A 19,495-nucleotide genomic window follows, 5' to 3' on the forward strand; every position below is an offset into this window, starting at 1 on the left:
CCCTGCCGGAAGATCTTCCGGCAGGGCAGGGCCTTTTAGTTACGGTCAGGAGCTACGCCTGCCGGCTCCCCGGCCGGCGGGCCGGCAGCGGAGCCGGGCGGAGCCGGCGGTAGCCCTCGCGGGCCGGCGGCCGGTCCGTGGGAAGCTCCTGCACCATTTCCTTCAACGCACCGATGCCGTATTCGAGCTGCGGATCCCGGCCGGCCGCGTAGGCATGCGGCGGGTACGTCACTTCGATGTCCGGGTCCACGCCGTAGTTCTCAACGCCCCATCCCACGCCGCCGCTGAACCAGTTGGCGTACCGCGGCTGGGTGACACCAGTGCCGTCGGCCAGGGAGAACCTGTTATCAATGCCCACCACACCGCCCCAGGTGCGGGTTCCGATCACAGGGCCAATGCCGCGGAGCTTGGACACCTGGGTGATGATGTCGCCGTCGGAACCGGCAAATTCATCGGCGAGGATGATGACGGGCCCGCGCGGGGCATGGTGCGGGTACGTCCGCGGCTTTTCGCCGCGCGGCATGCTCCAGCCGGTGACTTTACGCCCGATCAGCTCGGCCACCAGCTGGGACGTGTGCCCGCCGCGGTTGCGCCGCACGTCCACGATAAGTCCATCCAGTGCCGTTTCGGTATCGAGGTCCCGGTGGAGCTGGGCCCACCCGTTGGCCATCATGTCCGGGATGTGCAGGTACCCGAAGGTTCCGCCGGACGCCTCACGCACAGTGCGCCGGTTCGAGGCCACCCACTCCTGGTACCGCAGGCGCTCCTCATCCTTCACCGGAACGACGGCGACCCGCCGCTGCGTGCCGGCACGTCCGCCGTGCGCGGTGCCCTTGAGCAAAGTCAGTTCCACGGCCCGGCCCGCGGCTCCGACCAGTTGCATGGCCGGGGTGATGGAGGCGGACAGCGGAACCCCGTCGATGGCCAGCAGGATGTCGCCTGCCTTGGCGCCCACGCCCGGGCGGGTCAGCGGAGATGTAGCGAGCGGGTCTGAGGACTCGCCGGCAAGGATCCGTGTGATTTCCCAGCCGGCCGGGGTGAGCGATAGGTCCGCGCCCAGCCGCCCCTGGCCGTGGCTGCCGTTTTCGGTGACCGGCGCCGGCTTGACGTAGGCGTGGGACGTTCCAAGTTCGCCGTGCAGCTCCCACAGGAGGTCCACCAGGTCATCGTGCGAGCCCAGGCGGTCCACCAGGGGGCGGTAGCGCTTGTGGATGGACTCCCAGTCCTGCCCGGCCATGTCCTCTGCCCAGAAGAAGTCGCGCTGCAGCCGCCAGGCCTCGTCGAAAGCGTGGCCCCAGACGCGGAGCGGTTCCATCATGACCCGGATCCGCCCCAGGTCAACCTTGACAAGGTCGCCCGATTCCTCGTCCACCATTTTGTCCGCCGGGACCACCGTGACCTTCTTCTCGGAGATCAGCACCACTTTGCTGCGGTCGCCGGAAAGCCGGAAACTGTCCACAGACTCCACCAGGGTGGTCTGCTTCCGGCGCGCGAGGTCGAAACGGGACAGGCTGGGGCGTGCGTCCTTGTCCTCCTGGCTGGCTTTGCCGTCACCGGTTACCCCGGCGAGGGCCCAGTCGAGCCACAGCAAAGCGCCGTCGGACGCCTTCAGTGACGTGTAGTTGCCCTGCGGCACGGGGACGCCGATAACGCGGTGGGCCAGGCCCTCAGCATCCACAATGACCTCGGGAGCGGCCGCCTCATCCCGCTTCGGGTCAGCCTTTGCCGCCTCAGCCTCACCGGCATCGGGATCCACTGAAGGACCAAAGGGCGACGGCGTATCTGCAGCCAGTGCCACGAGGTAGGGCTTGATGGGGCTGGGGAAGGAGAGGTCGAAGGAGTGCCCGTCGTAGACGGGGTCGAAGCTGCGGTTGGACAGGAAGGCCAGGAACTTCCCGTCCGGAGTGAAGGCGGGAGACGTGTCCCGGAACCGGCCGTCCGTGACGTCCACCGGGCTGGCCCCGGGATCCGACACCTTTGCCAGCCGGAGCCGGCTGCGCGAACCGAAAGAGGTGACCGGCTCGGACCAGACCAGCCACTGGGAGTCCCCGGACCAGGCGAGGTCCGAAACGGTGCCTTCGCCGATGCTTGCCACCAGGGTCAGTTCGCCGGTCCGCGTATCGGCCGCGTAGACCTCGCCGAACGATGTGCCCAGCGCAAGCCAGTTGCCGTCCGGGCTTGCCTCCAGCGAACTGGTCCGGGTGGGGTGCGGAAAACCGATGCGCAGCGTTGGGGCCTGCGCAGCCGGCTCGGCCTTCGCGTTGTCAGGAGACGGCGCTTCCTCAGGAGCGACGTCAGCCTGCTGGTCATCCCGGACAGCGGTCTTCGCAGTATTCGCGGCCAGGACTGCAGCGCCGGCAGCAGGGACGGGCTGCGGCAAAGGCGCGTGCTCCTCGTCGCGGCCCTGTGCCGGGGCGGCTGCCCCACTCTCCGGAGGTCCGGCGGGTGTGGCTGCGGAGGGTGCGGCGGCGGTGCCGGGGACGGGCCCGGCGACATCCTTGATGAACAGTGCTTCGACGCCGTCATGATCGGCGACGTAGGCCAGTCGTCCGTTGTTCAGCGGCCTTGGCAGGCGCGCGCGGACCCCTGGGGTTGCTTCGATGATGCGCGATGGACCGTCTTTGTGGCGGAGCCAGGAGATGGTGCCGTGGGCTTCGACCGCACTGGCCGAGCCGGAAGCGTCCGGGACTGCCTCGCCCAGGTGTTTAGCTGTATTGAGCAGTGCCGGCCGCCTCGACTGCGAGGCCGACCCCAACGTGATGTCCAGCCGCACGGCATCGGCCCCGAGCCCGGAAAGCACCCACAGTTCACCCGCAGACTCGAAGACGATCCGCTTGCCGTCCGTGCTGGCATGGCGGACATAGAAGTCCTCGTGGTCCGTGTGGCGCTGCAGGTCTTTTCCGTTGGGCAACACCGAATACAGGTTGCCGTAACCCTCGTGGTCGGACAGGAATGCAATCCGCCCGTCCACCCACATGGGGTCGGCGAGGTTGCCGTCCAGGTCCGGCAGCAGGCGCTCAAACTCCCCATTGCCGTCGTTGTCGATCCAGAGCTTTCCCGCAGTGCCTCCGCGGTAGCGCTTCCACCAGGCGGGCTCGCGGGACAATACGCTGCCCACCACTACGGGCCGCTCATCACCCACCTCGGGGCCGAAGGCCACCGACTCCACCGGGCCGAACGGCAGCTCTTCCGCCCAGCCGCCGTCGAGCGGGACGCTGTAGGCGTGCGTGTGCCTGCTTTCGGCCTGCCGGAACGCGCTGGTGACAACCACTGAGCCGCTGGCGGTGAAGCCTTTGACTTTGGTGGAGCTGTGGCCAAAGTACGTCAGCTGCCGGTAATCCCCGCCGTCTACTGCCGCCGACACCACCTCCGGCGCCGTTCCCTGCACCACCGTCCACACCAGCCGCTGCCCGTCGGGGGTGAAGCGCGGATTGCGGGCAGGAAGCTGGAGCGAGGAGACACGCCATGCGCGCCCGCCGTCCAGGGGCGCAATCCACACGTCGTCCTCGGCCACGAATGTGACCAGATCGCCGTGCAGGTGCGGGTAACGGAAGTAGCTCGAAGAGGTCATCGTTCGATCATAGTCAACCCCCACGCGGCGCCGTTGGAGGTGCCAGTGTGGCAGCCGTGGTGTGATGGACAGCATGCGCATAGTCATCGCCGGGGCCTCCGGGCTGATCGGAACCCACATGTCCGCAACCTTCCGTCCGGCCGGCCACCAGGTGATTTCGCTGGTGCGCCGCGAGGCCTCCTCAGCCGCGGAAGTCCAGTGGAACCCGGCCGCCGGGGAACTGGACCCCAAGGCGCTGGAAGGCGCTGACGCCGTCGTTAATCTTTCCGGCGCCGGCATCGGGGACAGGCCGTGGACGCGAAATCGGGTTGCGGAGCTCTTCAGTTCCCGGCTGGATTCCACCCGCACCCTGACCAACGCCATGCGCCAGCTGGATTCCCCGCCGCCCGTATTTATCAGCCAGTCCGGTGCCGGCTACTACGGTGACGCCGGGAACACCGTGCTCCGGGAAGATGCGCCGCAAGGTGCCGGGACGCTGGCCCGGATCTGCGGCGAGTGGGAGGCAGCAGCTGCCGCCGCTCCCCCTGGTATACGGGTGGTGACTCCGCGCACGGCGGTGGTGCTCAGCCGCAAGGGGGGAGCACTGGGCAGGCTGCTGCCGCTGATCCGGCTGGGCATTGGCGGCCCGCTGGGGAATGGCCGCCAGTACTGGCCCTGGATCACCCTGCCGGACGTCTCCGCCGCTTTCCTCTTCCTGCTGGAATCGGACGTGAGCGGCCCGGTCAACCTGTGCGCCCCCGAGGAAGCCAACGTCAACGAGCTCGTGGCTGCCCTGGCCCATGCCCTGCACCGTCCCGCTGCCCTGAGGGTTCCGGGTCCGGTACTGCGGTTTGTCATGCGCGACCTGGCCGACGAACTGCTGCTCGCCAGCCAGCGGATGGAGCCCGCACGCCTGTCCTCTGCGGGATTCACCTGGCAGCACCCAACGCTCGCCCAGGCAGCGGAGTGGGTGGCCGGCAAGGAGTAGCGGCTCTCCGGCCGCAGACAAGTCAAGGGCCTGGAAGGATTTCAGTGACCCGCCACCTGCCGTCAACTGATACAAGCACAACGCGGATCCGCTGCTCGGCACCGGCGGCACCGGTCGCGACAACGGCACCCTGGGCGTCCTTCTCCTCGTAAACGGACGAGGCGGACGTCACCGCCACCACTGCACGGGCCGATGTTGCGCCCTCTTCTGTGTGCACCTGCGACAGGGCCGTGGAGAAGCCCGCAAGCTTATGCCCGGATGCCTGCAGGCGCTCGGCAATTCGCCGGTCTGCTGCTGCGGCACCTGCGCCCGGCTGGTTCACTTCGTCCAGCAGTTCCAGCCTGCCGGAACTGAAGGCCAGGGACCTCAGCGACGACAGTCCCTGGACTGCCACCCCGGGATCCGGCGAACCCGCCTGCAGCCGCGCGGCGTCGGCCGGGTCCTGCCGCTGCGGCGCCTCCACGGAAGGCGTTTCCGGGTAGGCACCTGCGGTTCCGGCACTTTGGCCGGCGGGCGGCGAACCCGGTCCTGCTGCTGTGAGCCCCGCTCCAACAAGCCACCAGGCACAGACGGCCGCGGTAAGGGCTGCGGCGGCAACAGCACCCCGCCGCAGCGCTCCCCTGGGTTCCGCCTGAGCGTGCCGGGCCCTGCCCCGCACCCCGGCAGGCCGGCTCTTCTCCCGGTTCACCGCGGCCTGGTTGTTCCGCCGGTTCGGCGCGGGCTTGCCCTTCCACTTGTCCAGCGCGGGCCGGCCTATTCCTTGCCCACGCGCGATCTGGTCCTTCCGCTGGTCCCCGGGGGCCTGGCCGGGCATGGCCTGGGCTGCCGTGGACGCCGTGGAGTCCGACGCCGGAAACGGCAGCTTCTGCGGGTTAGGGAACCAACCGGCCCACGTCGATGTTGCCAGCCGGCGCCGCAAGAAATCGAGCCTTTCGCGCAGTCCGCTGGGTGATGCCGGCGCGTGCAGGCGCGTCACCAGTTCAGGAAGGACTGTGGGATGGACCGCAGACGCGAGATCAAGCGGCAATGGCGATGCGCTCCGGTAGATGGCGGTCCCGAATGCTGCTGCCGTCGGCCGCAGCCGCCGGTCTTCGTTAAGCCCGGACTCAAGAGCCACGGCGAGCTCTTTGGGGACGGTCGGAACCAGGAGTGTCAGCGGTGGGCGGTCGGCCGTGCGTTGCGGCGGCGACCCGGTCAGGCAGAACCAGCCCAGGGCGGCAGCCGAATACACGTCGCGCTCGGGTTGCAGGCCGGCCCGGACGGCGTCCACGGGTGCCGGATCCGTAAAGCCCGGCGTGCCCAAGCCCGGCGCGGACGCAGGATCGCCAAGCATCCGGGCGATGCCGACGTCGGACAGCATCGGCTTCCCCTGGCCGGTAAACAGGACGTTGCCCGGCGAAACGTCGGCATGCGTGAACCCCTTGCTGTGCAGGTATCCGAGCACCTGCGCGATGGGCGTCAAGACTGTCACCGTCTCGCCGGCACTCAACCTGCCCCGTGCCGCCACCAGCCCACCGAGCGAACCGGCGGGTGCGTAGTCCATGATCAGGCCGGCCGTACTGTCTGGCCCGTCTTCCACCCTGACGGCGCTATGGGCCTTAATAAGGTGTGGATGGTCCAGCACTGACAGGATACGGATCTCGCGGCGGATCCCCTCTTCCGTCATCGCTTCCCCGCGTGCTGCCCGCCGCGCGGTCCGGCGGAGGCACTTCAGGGCAAACTCGCGGCCAGTCCTCTCCTCCTTGACCAGCCAGACTGAAGAGCTGCCACCGTGGCCGAGCAACCTCCCCACCGCATATCCGGGGACACCCGGGTGCTGCAATTTCTCCATGACCTATGTCTAGCCGAATCCGGAACCCCGTGCAGAAGTTATCCACAGGCAGGCACAGGCCTGGCTCCAAAGGCTTTTTTCGGCCGATGGGGGCTGGCTCACTGCCCGGGGTGAGCTTCAGCACTAAACCGGGCCTGCCGCCTCCCAAGGTCTAAGCTGGATTCCATGACTCTTGAGTTTTCACAGCTGGGTCTTGCTCCGGACTTTGTGGACTACACCCGCGGTTGGGCCATTCAGAGCGAACTCCATGACGACGTCGTCGCCGGCAAGGCCCCCAGCACCGTCCTTCTCCTGGAACACGCCCCGGTCTACACGGCCGGCAAACGCACCGAGGACCATGAGCGGCCCTTTGACGGTACCCCCGTTGTCCCGGTGGACCGTGGCGGTAAACTTACCTGGCACGGCCCGGGCCAGCTGGTGGGGTACCCCATCATTAAGCTGAAGAACCGCGCGGGCATCCGTGATTATGTGGAACGCCTCGAGTCCGTGATCATCGCCGTCCTCGCCGACTATGGCATCGAGGCTGTACGGATCAAAGGCCGTGCCGGGGTCTGGCTCACTGCCGATGACAAGGGCCCGGACAGGAAGATCGCAGCCATCGGCATCCGCGTCCACGAGGGCGTCACCATGCACGGCTTCGCCATCAACTGCAACAACGATCTCACCCCGTACTCGCAGATCATCGCCTGCGGCATCACCGATGCGGGCGTGACCACCATCGCCCAGGAAACCGGTTATGACGTTGCCCCGGCAGACCTCGTTTCCCGGGTTATCGAAGAACTGCGCAAGAATGAAGACGCCCTGGTCGCTACCCCCGAAGGAGCTCTACTGTGACATTGGCACCTGAAGGCCGGAAGCTTTTGCGCGTAGAACAGCGTAATTCTGCTGTTCCGGTGGAGCGCAAGCCGGAGTGGATCAAGGCCAAGGTCCAGATGGGTCCGGAGTTCGTCGGGCTCAAGAACCTGGTGAAAAAGGAAGGCCTGCACACGGTGTGTGAGGAGGCCGGCTGCCCCAACATTTTTGAATGCTGGGAGGACAAGGAAGCCACGTTCCTGATCGGCGGGTCCGAGTGCACGCGCCGGTGTGATTTCTGCCAGATCGATACCGGCAAACCGTCCCCGGTGGACATGTTCGAACCCACCAAGGTGGCCCGGTCCGTGCAGGCCATGCAGCTGCGCTACGCCACCGTCACCGGCGTGGCCCGAGACGACCTGGCGGACGAGGGCGTGTGGCTGTACGCCGAGACGGTCCGGAAGATCCACGAGCTGAACCCGGGCACCGGGGTGGAGCTGCTGATCCCGGACTTCTCCGGCAAACCCGAGCACATCGCCGCGATCTGCGACTCCAAGCCCGAGGTGTTCGCGCACAATGTGGAAACCGTGCCAAGGATTTTCAAGCGGATCCGGCCGGCCTTCCGGTACGAGCGGTCCCTGGATGTGATTACGCAGGGCCGGAACCTGGGCATGGTGACCAAGTCCAACCTGATCCTGGGCATGGGCGAAACCCGTGAAGAGATCTCCGAAGCGCTGCGGGACCTGCATGAGGCGGGGTGCGACCTGATCACCATCACCCAGTACCTGCGCCCGTCCGAGCGGCACCTGCCGGTGGACCGGTGGGTCAAGCCCCAGGAGTTCGTGGACCTGCAGGACGAGGCCATCGAGATCGGTTTCCTCGGCGTGATGTCCGGCCCGCTGGTGCGCTCCTCCTACCGGGCAGGCCGGCTCTGGGCCACCGCCATGCGCAAGAAAGGCCGGGACATCCCCGCCGAACTCGCCCACATCGCCGAGGGCATCCAGGACTCCGGAACCACCCGCCAGGAAGCCAGCTCACTGCTCGCCGCGCATTCCTGACACCAACCATCCCAGACGCCAAAAGACAACACCCCGAAGGGCCGGCACCGGAGAACTCCGGTGCCGGCCCTGCGGCTTTGGTCACGTAGAATTGAGGCACTATGGCGAAATCCCCTGATTCCAGCAACCCCACTCCTGCGGGCTCGAGCGCAGTCAAGCGCGGCCTCTTCTCCCGCAAGCCGAAAGAAGCGAAGGTCAAGAAGCCCAGCCGGCTCAAGCAGATCGGCGAAGTTTTCAACATGACCCGCCGCCACGACCCCATGGTCCCGTGGCTGATGCTGCTGGTGTTCCTCGGTGTTGTGGCCGTCAGCTTCCTGGTGGGCTTCTGGCTGGAGAACTGGATTACCGGCCTCATCATCGGCATCCCGCTGGGCCTGCTCGGTGCCACCCTGATCCTGTCACGCCGCGCCGAGCGCGCTGCCTTCGCCCAGATCGAAAACCAGCCCGGCGCCTCCGGCGCCGCACTGGGAACGCTCCGGCGCGGCTGGATCACCGAGGACCAGCCCGTCGCCGTCAACCCCCGCACGCAGGACGCCGTGTTCCGCGCCATTGGACGTCCCGGCGTCGTGTTGGTCAGTGAAGGGCCCAGCCACCGCGTGAAGCCGCTGCTGGACGCAGAACGCAAGCGCCTTGCCCGGATCCTGCCCAACGTCACCGTCCACGTCATTGAAAGCGGACGCGGCGAGGGCCAGGTGCCCATCAGCCAGGTGGCAAAGAAAATGGGCAAAATGAAGAACGAACTGACCAAGCTCGAAGTCAATGCGGTCTCCAAGCGGATCGCTTCGCTGGGCACCCGGCTCCCCATTCCCAAGGGCATCGACCCCTACAAGGCCCGCCCCAACCGCGGACGTTAGGCCAAAAGCCCCGGTACCGGCTACCTGCCGGTACCGGGGCTTTTTAGTGCACCAATACTGCCAGGAGGACAGGACAGCGTGAACCACAGCAATCTGACAGAGGACCAGGCGGACGTCCAGGTCAACGAGGCCCACGTCAACGAGGAACAGACAACCCAGGGCGACGCCGTACCGCTCGTCAAAACCTTGGCGCTGCGCGCCTTTCGGATCTTCGCCATCGCTGAAGCGTTCAGCTGGGCCGCGCTCCTGATCGGCATGTACTTCAAATGGATTGCCGGCACCACGGAAATCGGCGTGCAGGTGGCCGGCCCCATCCACGGAGCCTTGTTCGTTGGCTACGGGATCACGGCGCTGGCACTCTGGCGGCTGCAGCGGTGGCCGTTCATGGTGGCGTTCTTTGCCGGGATCTCGGCTGTTTTCCCCTTCGCCACCCTCTGGTTCGAGCGCTGGGCAGGCAGGCGCGGACACCTTTCGGCGGTCGGGTCGGGACCCCTCAGGGAAACCAGCAGGGCCTGACGCCCGCGGATCCTACCGGCGCAGCAGGAGCGTATTCATCGCCTTGTCATGGAGTCCGCGATGGTCGGGATCGAAAACCACGGCAGGGAACACCAGGCACAGCAGCAGAGACCTCACCAGGCCAGCGAGCGGCCCCGGCGCTCCGCCGCCGGCCCGCACCACGTGGATGCCCATGGCACGGTGCCCGATGCTGTAGCCGAGGGTGCCGACCAGGAGGATCTGCTCGACGGCGAAAATGGCCAGGTTTGCCCAGGCGTCGCCGCCAAAAGCGAAGTTGCTGATCAACAGCGCGATGCCCCAGTCGATCATGAGCGCAACGATCCGGCGGCCTGCCCGTGCGATGGAACCGGGACCGGACTCCGGCAGGCCAAGCCGCTCCCCCGGATACCTGGATATGCCGGAGGTGTCGGGGCCAGTGAGCCAGGAACCGAGGTCTTTGCGATCTACCACCGTCCAAGCTTACGCGTGTTCACCCGCCCACAGTGTGGATGCGGTTAGACCACAGTGTGGACGGCCAGTAGCGTTGCCATATCAGGGCATTCTGTAACCTGCCCGAAACAATACGGACACGGACGGGAAATGCCCCATCCATAGGCTGTTAGCAGTTTCAAGCGAATCCCCCGGCAGGGTGCATATCAGCAGGGAAACCTTGTGGTCTCCCTGCCTTTGGATTGCGTTGGATCAGATGGCTGTCACGCCAGATATTTACATATGCGTTAGGAGCATAGATGTTCAAGACTGCGGACGAAGTCCTCAAGTTCATCAAGGACGAAGATATTAAGTTCGTCGATATCCGCTTCACCGATCTCCCGGGTGTCCAGCAGCACTTTAACGTCCCGGCCAAGAGCGTTGACGCCGACTTCTTCATCAACGGCCAGCTCTTCGACGGATCCTCCATCCGCGGCTTCCAGGGCATCGCCGAGTCCGACATGCAGCTGATCCCGGACGTCACCACCGCGTTCCTGGACACCTTCCGCATGGAAAAGACCCTCGCGCTGAACTTCTCCATCGTCAACCCCCGCACGGGCGATCCCTACCACCGCGACCCCCGCGGCGTGGCTGAGAAGGCCGAAGCCTACCTGGCCTCCACCGGCATCGCAGACACCGCATTCTTCGCTCCCGAAGCAGAGTTCTTCGTCTTCGACAACGTCCAGTACCAGTCCTCCCCGCAGGGCAGCTTCTACAAGATCGATTCCGAGGAAGCACATTGGAACACCGGCCGCGAGGAAGAGGGCGGAAACCTCGGCTACAAGACCCCCGTCAAGGGCGGTTACTTCCCGGTCTCCCCCACTGACAAGCAGGCCGACCTCCGCGACGCCATGTGCGTTGCCCTGGACGAAGCCGGCCTTGAGGTCGAGCGCAGCCACCACGAAGTTGGATCTGCCGGCCAGGCCGAGATCAACTACAAGTTCACCACCCTGACGCACGCTGCCGACGACCTGCAGAAGTTCAAGTACGTCATCAAGAACACCGCAGACGCCTGGGGCAAGTCCGTGACCTTCATGCCCAAGCCGGTCTTCGGTGACAACGGCTCGGGTATGCACTGCCACCAGTCGCTGTGGAACGGCGGCGAGCCGCTGTTCTACGACGAGAAGGGCTACGCCGGCCTGTCCGACACCGCCCGCTGGTACATCGGCGGCCTGCTCAAGCACGCCTCCGCCGTCCTGGCCTTCACCAACCCGACGGTGAACTCCTACCGCCGCCTGGTCAAGGGCTTCGAAGCCCCGGTCAACATGGTCTACTCGCAGGGCAACCGCTCCGCCGGTATCCGCATCCCCATCACGGGCACCAACCCCAAGGCCAAGCGCATCGAGTTCCGCGCACCGGACCCCTCCTCCAACCCGTACCTGGCCTTCGCCGCCCAGCTGATGGCCGGCATCGACGGCATCCGCAACCGCATCGAGCCGCCGGCACCCATCGACAAGGACCTCTACGAGCTCCCCGCTGAGGAAGCCAAGGACATCCCCAAGGCTCCGGGCACGCTCGAGGAAGCCCTGGAAGCCCTGGCCGAGGACAACGAGTTCCTGCAGGCCGGCGGCGTCTTCACCCAGGACCTGATCGACACCTGGATCGAGTACAAGTACGAAAACGAAATCCGCCCGCTGTCGCTGCGCCCGAACCCCTACGAGTTCGAGCTCTACTACGGCGTCTAGTCAGGCTCTGCGGCTGACGCGGGCATAGCCCGCAAACAGTCCGCAAGGGCTCTTTCATACAGGAAAGGCCGGCTTCAAGGTTTCCCTTGAGGCCGGCCTTACTGCTGTCCGGATCCGCTAGGGTTTCCGGTCCGCATGCGCAGGATGCAGGGTCAACGGACCTGCTGTGCTTCCTCTTCACTGCCCGTAACGGATGGTTGTACGGCCACCCTGCTGAACCCCGCGGGCAGGTCGGCGTCACTTGACGTGAGAATGACAGTAGTGCGCTCCGCTATGTCCACGTCACTGATGTCCGCGTTGTACAACTCATCAGCCTCACGCTTCAACCCGGCGCCTTGTGCCTCGTCCAGGCGTTTGCCATCCATGGACCACTTGTAGTCGTAACTGAACGTGGGTGCCCAGCTATGGAGCGCATCGGCGACACTGGTGAACGTGGCTTGCCGCCCTTCGGGACTGGAAGCGCTCACCATATACAGATTCACTGGTGCCGTGCCGGTGCGGTTGTCCACGTCCGCCACGAGGTATGAAACAGGCGCTGCTCCGACCTTGACCCGGTAGGCCTCGATGGCAGCTACAGCAGGGTCGGTCGCAGGTGCCGGCAGCGTAAAAGTAATATGGGCGCCCGAGGCTGTAGTGAGCCCGTAGAGTCCTGCCGGCGTCGTGCCTGGTGCCGTGGCTGCTGATTGGGCCGCGCTTGGGCCGGCCCCGCCAGCCGGCGGGCCGCCTTGCACGGGCGCCGGCGCAGAACACGCTGCGAGCAATAAAACAACGGCCGGCGCGGCGGTCCTGATCGGCTTCATGGCTTCCCAAACTATGTTTGCAGCCCCCAGAGCTATCTGTATGTAGCCCCCAGCATAGGGGCCCGGGGAACACTGTGGAAGTGCCGGATCGCCCGGTATCCATGGAACCAGGAGCAAATCCCCATAAGGTGGGGATCCGGCTCCAGACGTGCTGAGACCGGGAGCCGGATCCCCTGGCGAATGTCCCCCGAGACGAAGACTAAATGAAGCCTTCCCCCCAACAAGGTTTGAAGAACACTGCCAGTCCACATGATGTGCCAATCCGGCACCGAGTGCAACGCCGGGCCGTCCGGTTACGGCCGGCGGACCGCAGCAAAGGCCCGGTACAGGGTTCGTTGGGGGCCTGAGGACCCGCCCAGGTACTGGCCGCGGTCCTCGAATCCGGCGCGGCGGTAGGCGTCCAGGCCCGCCGGATTGGCTTCGTTGACGGAGAGGACGACGCCGGCCTCCCGGCTCTGCTGCCGGCTGCTGAGTTTCTCCGCGGCAGCCGCAGCGGCGGCCGCCCCCAGCGGACCGTACCCTTTGCCCTGCTGCCGCCGGTCGATGAGGAAGCCGCGCAGCAGCCAGGCGGAATCGTCGTCGGGCCAGCCGGCAAGCCTGGCTGCCCCTGCCTGCAACGTGAGCACCCCCACGGCCCGGCCATTGGCTTCAATCACGTACGGACGGCGTGACTCCTCAGCCAGGCCGGCCAGGGCCATCCGCAGCGGATCGCCAACAAATTTCTCCTGCCCGGGCAAAAGTTCGAGTCCGGCCACGGCTTCCAGCTGGATGGCCCGGGCGTCGTCGTCGATATCCCGGAGTGAAATCAGCCAGACGCCCCCACCGGTTCCGGTCAGGATTGTTGGCCCGCGGATTCGCCGCCCGCGGTGGCCTCGGCGGGCGCTCCTGCGGGATCCATCCAGAAGACCTCCCAGAGGTGTCCGTCAGGGTCCTGGAAGCTGTGGTTGTACATAAAGCCGTAGTCGTGGGGATCCTCGGACACGGAGCCGCCGTTGGCCAGCGCGGTGCGCACTGCCTCATCCACGGCTTCCCGGCTGTCCACAGAGTAGGCGATGATTGCTTCCGCTGAACCCGTGTTGTCCGCGACGTCCTTCCTGGTGAAGGTCTTGAAATAGTCCTGTACCAGCAGCATCACGTACGCGTTCTCGTTGACCACCATGCAGGTGGCGTTCTCATCGGTGAAGTCCTGGTTGAAGGTGAAGCCGAGGGAACTGAAGAAGTCCACCGAGCGCTTGAGGTCCTGGACGGGCAGGTTGAGGAAGAGTTGGTTAGCCATGGGCTCAACGTAGCACCGGGCCCTGACAACTGTCAGCCGCGCACTATGGGCGGTTCAGGGGTTACTGGCCGTAGAAGACCCGTTCGAAGACGGCACGGGCCCTCCGGCTGACCCGCAGGTAGTCCTCCTCCAGGGCCGCGGCCTGGCCTGGTTCGTAACCGCACCAGCGTGCCACGGCTTCCAGGTCGCGCCGCGAAGACGGCAGCAGGTCCGAGGCCTTGCCGCTCCAGATGACGTTGGCGGACCTGATCCGGCTGGCCAAACGCCAGGCAGCCGCCAGGAGGTCGGCATCGTCGGCCGCCAGCAGGCCAAGTTGGGTTGCCTCCTGGAGCGCACCCACGGTTGAAGTGGTGCGCAGCTGCGGGTGTTTGCCCGCATGCTGCAGCTGCAGCAACTGGACCAGCCATTCGACGTCGCTGAGCCCGCCGCGGCCCAGCTTGAGGTGCCGGGCAGGATCGGCCCCCCGGGGCAGGCGTTCGGACTCCACCCGTGCTTTGATCCGCCTGATCTCGCGTACGTCCTGCTCGGATACAGACTCCGGGTAGCGGATGGGATCGATGAGTTCGAGGAAGTCCGCAGCCAGGGAGTCGTCGCCGGCCATGGGCCTGGCACGCAGCAGGGCCTGGGCCTCCCAGATCAGGGACCAGCGGCGGTAGTACTCGGCGTAGGAATCCAGGGAGCGCACCATCGCACCGTTCTTGCCCTCGGGGCGCAGGTCGGCGTCCACCTGGAGGACCCGTTCGGCCATGATGGCCGGCTTCAGCGGCTGGGTGAGGAGGCTGGAGACCTTGGACACGATCCGCGAGGCCTGCTCCTGCGCTTCTTCCTCGGAGAAGCCCGGCAACGCCCGGTGGACGTACATCACGTCGGCGTCGGACCCGTAGCCGATCTCGCGCCCGCCCTGCCGGCCCATGGCAACCACCAGGACAGCGGTTTTCAGTGGCCCCTTGGCTGAGACGATTCCTTCGGCCACGCGCAGTGCGCCCAGCACCGCGGCCCGGTCGGCGTCCGCCAGGGCGGCTCCCACGCGATCCTGGTCCAGGAGTCCGGCGGAGTCGGCGATGGCAACCCGCAGCGTCTCCCGCCGCCTGATCAGCCGGATCAGCCGCATTGCACTTTCCGGATCTGCATGGCGGGACATCTTGGAGGTGATCTCCTGCCACTGTGCCTCAAAGGTCACCGGCACCAGGTCCTTGTCATGGCCAAGCCAGGCCACCGATTCAGGGGACACTTCCAGCAGGTCGGCGATCAGCCGCGAGTTGGCCAGCACATGGCATAACCGCTCCGCGGCGGCCTTGGAGTCCCGGAGCATGCCCAGGTACCAGTGGGTGGTGCCCAGGGCTTCGCTGACCCGGCGGAAGGCGAGGAGGCCGCCGTCGGGATCCACGCCTTCGGCCAGCCAGTCCAGCAGGATGGGCAGCAGCTGCCGCTGCAGTGCGGCCCGCCGGCTCACGCCCGCCGTGAGGGCCTCGATATGGCGCATGGCACCCTTCGGGTCCCGGTAACCGAGGGCGGCGAGCCGGCCCTCGGCGGCCTCGGGCGTCAGCTTGGCGTCCTCGCTGCTGAGCTTGGCGGCGGTGTTGAGCAGGGGCCGGTAGAAGATCCGTTCATGCAGCTCACGCACCGAGCGCTTGGTCTTCTGCCAGGCAGTGAGCAGGGCGTCCGGGTGCGGGCGTTCGTTGGAAAACGGGCCGAGCACCGCCTTGGCCAGTGCACGCAGTGCCGGTTCCCCCACCGGCATGAGGTGGGTCCTGCGCAGCTGGAAGAGCTGGATGCGGTGCTCCAGGAGCCGCAGGTACCGGTAGGCGTTGTCGAAGGCTGCAGCATCGGCACGCCCAATGTAGCCGCCTGCGGATAAGGCGGCAATGGCGGACGTGGTGTCGCGCCGGCGGAGCGATTCATCGGATTTGCCGTGCACCAGCTGGAGCAGCTGGACGGTGAACTCAACGTCCCGCAATCCGCCGCGGCCCAGTTTGATCTGCCGCTGTTCCTCCGCAGGCGGAATGTGTTCGGTGACGCGGCGGCGCATGGCCTGGACTGATTCGACAAAGCCGTCGCGGCTGGCCGAACTCCAGATCAGCGGCGTGATGGCCTCTTCGTACAGTTGGCCGAGGGCGGCGTCACCGGCGATGGTGCGTGCTTTGAGCAGTGCCTGGAACTCCCAGCTCTCCGCCCACCGCGCGTAGTACGTCTGGTGTGAGGCCAGGGTCCGGACCAGGGGCCCGGATTTACCCTCCGGCCGCAGGTTCGCGTCCACCTCCCAGAGCCCGGGTTCGCGGGCCACCGATGAGATGGCCCGGGAGATCCCGCTGGCCAGGGCCGTGCCGATGGTGGCAGCGGCAGCGTCGTCCAGGCTGCCCGGCTCCACCACGTAGATCACATCGACGTCGGAAATGTAGTTCAGCTCGCGGGCCCCGCATTTGCCCATGCCAATAACAGCCAGGCCGACGTCGGCCACGTCCGCGGCGCTGAACTGGCCGGCCGCTTCGGCACGCGAGACGGCAAGGGCGGCCTCAATGGCGGCGCCCGCGAGATCGGCGAGCTCCCCGCCCACCGACGGCATGAAGTCCAGCGGGTCCGCGGCGCACAGGTCCTTGACTGCCAGGTCCACAACGCCCCTGCGGTAGGCCGTCCGAAGGGCCGCATAGGCGTCGGTTCCGGTGGTTGCTGCCACCGGCCGCGCGGCCCGGGGATCGGCGCCCACGGACTGCAACAGGGTGGCGCGAAGCTCCTGCGGATCGGCCGGCTGGGGTTCAGGGCTGGGCCGCACTTCAAAGGCGGACAGGTGTTCAGGGTGGCGGATCAGGAACTCCCCCAGCGCCTCGGACGCTCCCAGGACGCGGTACAGCGGCTCGCTGGTCTCGGGGTCGGCGGCCGCAAGCTCCCGCAGGGCCGGATGCTTTTCGATCAGGCGGACCAGGGACTGCAGGGCTGTATCCGGGCTGGCAGCCATCTGGAGCCCGGCAAAGAGCCTGTCTTCGTCCAGTCCTTCGAGCTCGCGGGCAGCGAGGAACCGCTCGCCCTTTTCGAGATCGCTGAAGCCGGCGGAGATCAGGCGCCGTGCGAGGCTCACCACCGCTCCCTAGAGGATGCCCAGGTTGCGCTGCAGTTCGTAGGGCGTGACCTGGAGGCGGTAGTCCTGCCACTCGGCGCGCTTGTTGCGCAGGAAGTGTTCGAAGACCTGCTCGCCCAGGATCTGCGGCATCAGCTCCGAATCCTCCATGGACCTGATGGCGTCATGCAGGCTGGCGGGAAGGGGGTCATGGCCCATGGCGCGGCGTTCGGCCGAACTCAGCGACCAGACGTCGTCCTCGGCAGCGGCCGGCAGGTCGTAGCCCTCTTCGATGCCCTTGAGGCCTGCGCCCAGCAGGACGGCGTAGGCAAGGTAGGGGTTGGCCGCTGAATCGATGCCGCGGTATTCGATCCGTGCGGACTGGCCCTTGCCCGGCTTGTACAGCGGAACGCGGACCAGCGCGGAACGGTTGTTGTGTCCCCAGCTCAGGTAGCTCGGGGCCTCGCCGCCGCCCCAGAGGCGCTTGTAGGAGTTCACGAACTGGTTGGTGACGGCCGTGAATTCAGGGGCGTGCTTGAGGATGCCGGCAATGAACTGGCGGGCGGTCTTGGACAGCTGGAACTCCGCGCCGGCCTCGTAGAAGGCGTTGGTGTCGCCCTCGAACAGGGAGAAGTGCGTGTGCATGCCGGAGCCGGGGTGCGCGGTGAAGGGCTTGGGCATAAACGTGGCGTAGGTGCCCTGCTGGAGCGCCACTTCCTTGATCACGGTGCGGAACGTCATGATGTTGTCCGCGGTTTGCAGCGCATCGGCGTACCGGAGGTCGATTTCGTTTTGGCCCGGCCCGGCCTCGTGGTGGCTGAACTCGACGGAGATTCCCACGGATTCCAGCATGGTCACGGCGGTCCGGCGGAAATCCTGCGCTACGCCGCCCGGTACGTGGTCAAAGTAGCCGCCCTCATCGACGGGCACGGGAGCCCCGTCCGGTCCCGGCTCCTGCGATTTGAGGAGGTAGAACTCGATCTCGGGGTGGGTGTAGCAGGTGAACCCCATGTCCGCCGCTTTGGCCAGGGTGCGCTTGAGGACGTTGCGGGGATCGGCGGCGGAGGGCTCGCCGTCGGGGGTGAGGATGTCGCAGAACATGCGCGAGGTCTGCTCGGTTTCGCCGCGCCACGGCAGGATCTGGAAGGTGGAGGGGTCCGGCTGTGCCAGCATGTCGGATTCGAAAACGCGGGCGAGCCCTTCAATGGCTGAACCATCGAAGCCGAGGCCTTCCTCGAAGGCGCCCTCAACTTCGGCGGGCGCCAGGGCCACGGACTTGAGTGAACCCACGACGTCGGTGAACCACAGGCGCACGAAACGTACGTCGCGCTCTTCGATAGTGCGCAGGACAAACTCTTGCTGGCGGTCCATGATGGCCTCTTCTGTCGGTCAACGTCCATGCCCCGGTCCGCAGAGGAGGAAGCCGGAAAGCAGTTCACCAACACTGTACTAAGCAATTGGCGGCGATGCTGGAGACGGCGGGGCGCGTAACACAGCATTAACACACCGGAACCCCTGACGCGCACGGGCCACACCACCGGCGTTGCGGCCAGGGCCCCCCGCCCATATGACGCGAATCACCTGGTCGGTGCCCGCAACCGGTAGCTAGGACGGCAGGTGCGGCACTACGCTCATGCCATGGCCTCAAGCAACAGCTCCGATTCCAGCGCGCCCGCAGACGTTCCCGCCCCCTATGGCAGCGGACCTGCGCAGGGCGGCCCGGCTGCCTCCGCGCGGAAACCGGCAAAGGTCCGGATCCACCATCTCCAGCAGGCCAAGGATGCCGGCACGAAGTTTGCCATACTGACCGCCTATGAGCAGTACACGGCAGAGATCTTCGATGCCGCCGGCATCGAGGTGCTCCTCGTGGGGGACTCGGCCTCAAACAATGTCTTCGGCAACGAAACCAGCCTTCCGGTGACTGTGGACGAACTGCTTCCCCTGTGCCGCGCTGTGGCGCGTTCGGCCAAGCGCGCGCTGGTGGTGGCCGACCTGCCGTTCGGCAGCTACGAGGTCTCGCCGGAGCAGGCTGTCGCCGCTGGTGTGCGGTTCCTGAAGGAGGGCCTCGCGCACGCGGTCAAGATCGAGGGCGGCAAGTATTACGCCCCTACTGTCCGGGCCATGGTGCAGGCCGGGATTCCCGTTATGGCCCACATCGGCTTCACGCCGCAAAGCGAGCACGCGCTGGGCGGGTACCGCGTGCAGGGCCGCGGCGACGACGCCCAGAGGTTGATTGACGACGCCGTCGCGCTGGCTGAGGCGGGCGCCTTCAGCGTGTTGATGGAAATGGTTCCCGCCGAGACTGCGGCGGCGGTGGACGCGGCCGTCACGGTTCCCACCGTTGGCATCGGCGCCGGTAAGGAAACCACCGGCCAGGTGCTCGTGTGGCAGGACATGGCCGGCCTCCGGGGCGGCAGGATGGCCAAATTCGTCAAGCAGTACGCGGACCTGCGCACCACGCTGCTTGACGCAGCCACTGCGTACGGCGAGGACGTACGGTCAGGCCAGTTTCCCGGCCCGGAACATTCTTTCTAAGCCCGGCGGCGCCGACTAACGGCACCGGGGCCGGCAGCCGGCAACCGTCCTGGCGCCTTGATGGCGTCTTGGGGGTACTGCGGAAGCGGA

Annotated in this window: 15 protein-coding genes; 7 read left to right on the forward strand and 8 right to left on the reverse strand. The window is 66.5% G+C overall.

The features are described 5' to 3' along the window. Positions 1–52: 52 nt before the first annotated feature. Positions 53–3,571, reverse strand: a complete 3,519-nt coding sequence (locus QRN11_RS10645) for a S41 family peptidase (protein WP_285250931.1) — start codon at positions 3,569–3,571, stop codon at positions 53–55. A 73-nt stretch (positions 3,572–3,644) separates the two neighbouring features. Between QRN11_RS10645 and QRN11_RS10650 the strand changes: the two genes are divergently transcribed. Continuing rightward, entirely contained in the window at positions 3,645–4,538 is an 894-nt protein-coding gene (locus tag QRN11_RS10650; RefSeq protein WP_285250932.1) for a TIGR01777 family oxidoreductase, read from the forward strand. 22 nt (positions 4,539–4,560) lie between these two features. On the opposite strand, the gene QRN11_RS10655 is transcribed toward QRN11_RS10650, so the two are convergent. After that, positions 4,561–6,369 (reverse strand): serine/threonine-protein kinase, encoded by a 1,809-nt coding sequence (locus QRN11_RS10655; protein WP_285250933.1) that lies wholly within the window; start codon positions 6,367–6,369, stop codon positions 4,561–4,563. Positions 6,370–6,534: 165 nt separating this feature from the next. On the opposite strand from QRN11_RS10655, the gene lipB reads away from it, so the two are divergent. The 4 genes from lipB (at position 6,535) to QRN11_RS10675 (ending at position 9,589) form a co-directional block, all read left to right on the forward strand. Beyond that, positions 6,535–7,203, forward strand: coding sequence for a lipoyl(octanoyl) transferase LipB (gene lipB, locus QRN11_RS10660; RefSeq protein WP_091420034.1), 669 nt, complete (start codon positions 6,535–6,537; stop codon positions 7,201–7,203). Then, positions 7,200–8,219 (forward strand): lipoyl synthase, encoded by a 1,020-nt coding sequence (lipA, locus tag QRN11_RS10665; RefSeq protein WP_142058068.1) that lies wholly within the window; start codon positions 7,200–7,202, stop codon positions 8,217–8,219. The genes lipB and lipA overlap by 4 nt, the downstream gene beginning before the upstream one ends. A 101-nt stretch (positions 8,220–8,320) precedes the next feature. After that, entirely contained in the window at positions 8,321–9,073 is a 753-nt protein-coding gene (locus tag QRN11_RS10670; RefSeq protein ID WP_091421905.1) for a DUF4191 domain-containing protein, read from the forward strand. Between the two features lie 186 nt (positions 9,074–9,259). Continuing rightward, positions 9,260–9,589 carry a DUF3817 domain-containing protein gene (locus QRN11_RS10675; RefSeq protein WP_285250991.1) on the forward strand — a complete coding sequence of 110 codons (330 nt, stop codon included), beginning with the start codon at positions 9,260–9,262 and terminating at the stop codon, positions 9,587–9,589. Positions 9,590–9,601: 12 nt separating this feature from the next. On the opposite strand, the gene QRN11_RS10680 is transcribed toward QRN11_RS10675, so the two are convergent. After that, positions 9,602–10,039, reverse strand: coding sequence for an RDD family protein (locus QRN11_RS10680; protein WP_091421906.1), 438 nt, complete (start codon positions 10,037–10,039; stop codon positions 9,602–9,604). Between the two features lie 278 nt (positions 10,040–10,317). Between QRN11_RS10680 and glnA (QRN11_RS10685) the strand changes: the two genes are divergently transcribed. Beyond that, on the forward strand, positions 10,318–11,742 hold the full coding sequence (gene glnA, locus QRN11_RS10685) for a type I glutamate--ammonia ligase (protein ID WP_050055503.1): 1,425 nt from the start codon (positions 10,318–10,320) through the stop codon (positions 11,740–11,742). A 152-nt stretch (positions 11,743–11,894) separates the two neighbouring features. On the opposite strand, the gene QRN11_RS10690 is transcribed toward glnA (QRN11_RS10685), so the two are convergent. From QRN11_RS10690 to glnA (QRN11_RS10710), 5 genes are all read right to left on the reverse strand, one after another. Next, positions 11,895–12,542 (reverse strand): hypothetical protein, encoded by a 648-nt coding sequence (locus QRN11_RS10690; RefSeq protein ID WP_285250934.1) that lies wholly within the window; start codon positions 12,540–12,542, stop codon positions 11,895–11,897. Between the two features lie 293 nt (positions 12,543–12,835). After that, positions 12,836–13,381, reverse strand: a complete 546-nt coding sequence (locus QRN11_RS10695) for a GNAT family N-acetyltransferase (RefSeq protein ID WP_285250992.1) — start codon at positions 13,379–13,381, stop codon at positions 12,836–12,838. Further along, complete coding sequence (locus QRN11_RS10700; RefSeq protein WP_285250935.1) at positions 13,375–13,818, reverse strand: VOC family protein; 444 nt, start codon at positions 13,816–13,818, stop codon at positions 13,375–13,377. The genes QRN11_RS10695 and QRN11_RS10700 overlap by 7 nt, the downstream gene beginning before the upstream one ends. A gap of 61 nt (positions 13,819–13,879) precedes the next feature. Beyond that, the gene (locus QRN11_RS10705; RefSeq protein ID WP_285250936.1) at positions 13,880–16,891 is read right to left on the reverse strand and encodes a bifunctional [glutamine synthetase] adenylyltransferase/[glutamine synthetase]-adenylyl-L-tyrosine phosphorylase; all 3,012 of its coding nucleotides are present in this window, start codon (positions 16,889–16,891) and stop codon (positions 13,880–13,882) included. A gap of 9 nt (positions 16,892–16,900) precedes the next feature. Further along, positions 16,901–18,241 carry a type I glutamate--ammonia ligase gene (glnA, locus tag QRN11_RS10710; protein WP_091421917.1) on the reverse strand — a complete coding sequence of 447 codons (1,341 nt, stop codon included), beginning with the start codon at positions 18,239–18,241 and terminating at the stop codon, positions 16,901–16,903. A 267-nt stretch (positions 18,242–18,508) separates the two neighbouring features. Between glnA (QRN11_RS10710) and panB the strand changes: the two genes are divergently transcribed. After that, positions 18,509–19,405, forward strand: a complete 897-nt coding sequence (gene panB / locus QRN11_RS10715; protein WP_285250937.1) for a 3-methyl-2-oxobutanoate hydroxymethyltransferase — start codon at positions 18,509–18,511, stop codon at positions 19,403–19,405. The last annotated feature ends 90 nt before the right edge of the window (positions 19,406–19,495 follow it).

It is taken from the genome of Pseudarthrobacter sp. fls2-241-R2A-168, from assembly GCF_030209335.1.
GTDB lineage: Bacteria > Actinomycetota > Actinomycetes > Actinomycetales > Micrococcaceae > Arthrobacter.

Excerpts from the sequence above, each read along its gene's own strand:
- QRN11_RS10645 (WP_285250931.1), bottom strand. The coding sequence starts at position 3,571 with ATGACCTCTTCGAGCTACTTCCGTTACCCGCACCTGCACGGCGATCTG.
- QRN11_RS10650 (WP_285250932.1), top strand. The coding sequence starts at position 3,645 with ATGCGCATAGTCATCGCCGGGGCCTCCGGGCTGATCGGAACCCACATG.
- QRN11_RS10655 (WP_285250933.1), bottom strand. The coding sequence starts at position 6,369 with ATGGAGAAATTGCAGCACCCGGGTGTCCCCGGATATGCGGTGGGGAGG.
- lipB (WP_091420034.1), top strand. The coding sequence starts at position 6,535 with ATGACTCTTGAGTTTTCACAGCTGGGTCTTGCTCCGGACTTTGTGGAC.
- QRN11_RS10670 (WP_091421905.1), top strand. The coding sequence starts at position 8,321 with ATGGCGAAATCCCCTGATTCCAGCAACCCCACTCCTGCGGGCTCGAGC.
- glnA (WP_050055503.1), top strand. The coding sequence starts at position 10,318 with ATGTTCAAGACTGCGGACGAAGTCCTCAAGTTCATCAAGGACGAAGAT.
- QRN11_RS10690 (WP_285250934.1), bottom strand. The coding sequence starts at position 12,542 with ATGAAGCCGATCAGGACCGCCGCGCCGGCCGTTGTTTTATTGCTCGCA.
- QRN11_RS10700 (WP_285250935.1), bottom strand. The coding sequence starts at position 13,818 with ATGGCTAACCAACTCTTCCTCAACCTGCCCGTCCAGGACCTCAAGCGC.
- glnA (WP_091421917.1), bottom strand. The coding sequence starts at position 18,241 with ATGGACCGCCAGCAAGAGTTTGTCCTGCGCACTATCGAAGAGCGCGAC.
- panB (WP_285250937.1), top strand. The coding sequence starts at position 18,509 with ATGGCCTCAAGCAACAGCTCCGATTCCAGCGCGCCCGCAGACGTTCCC.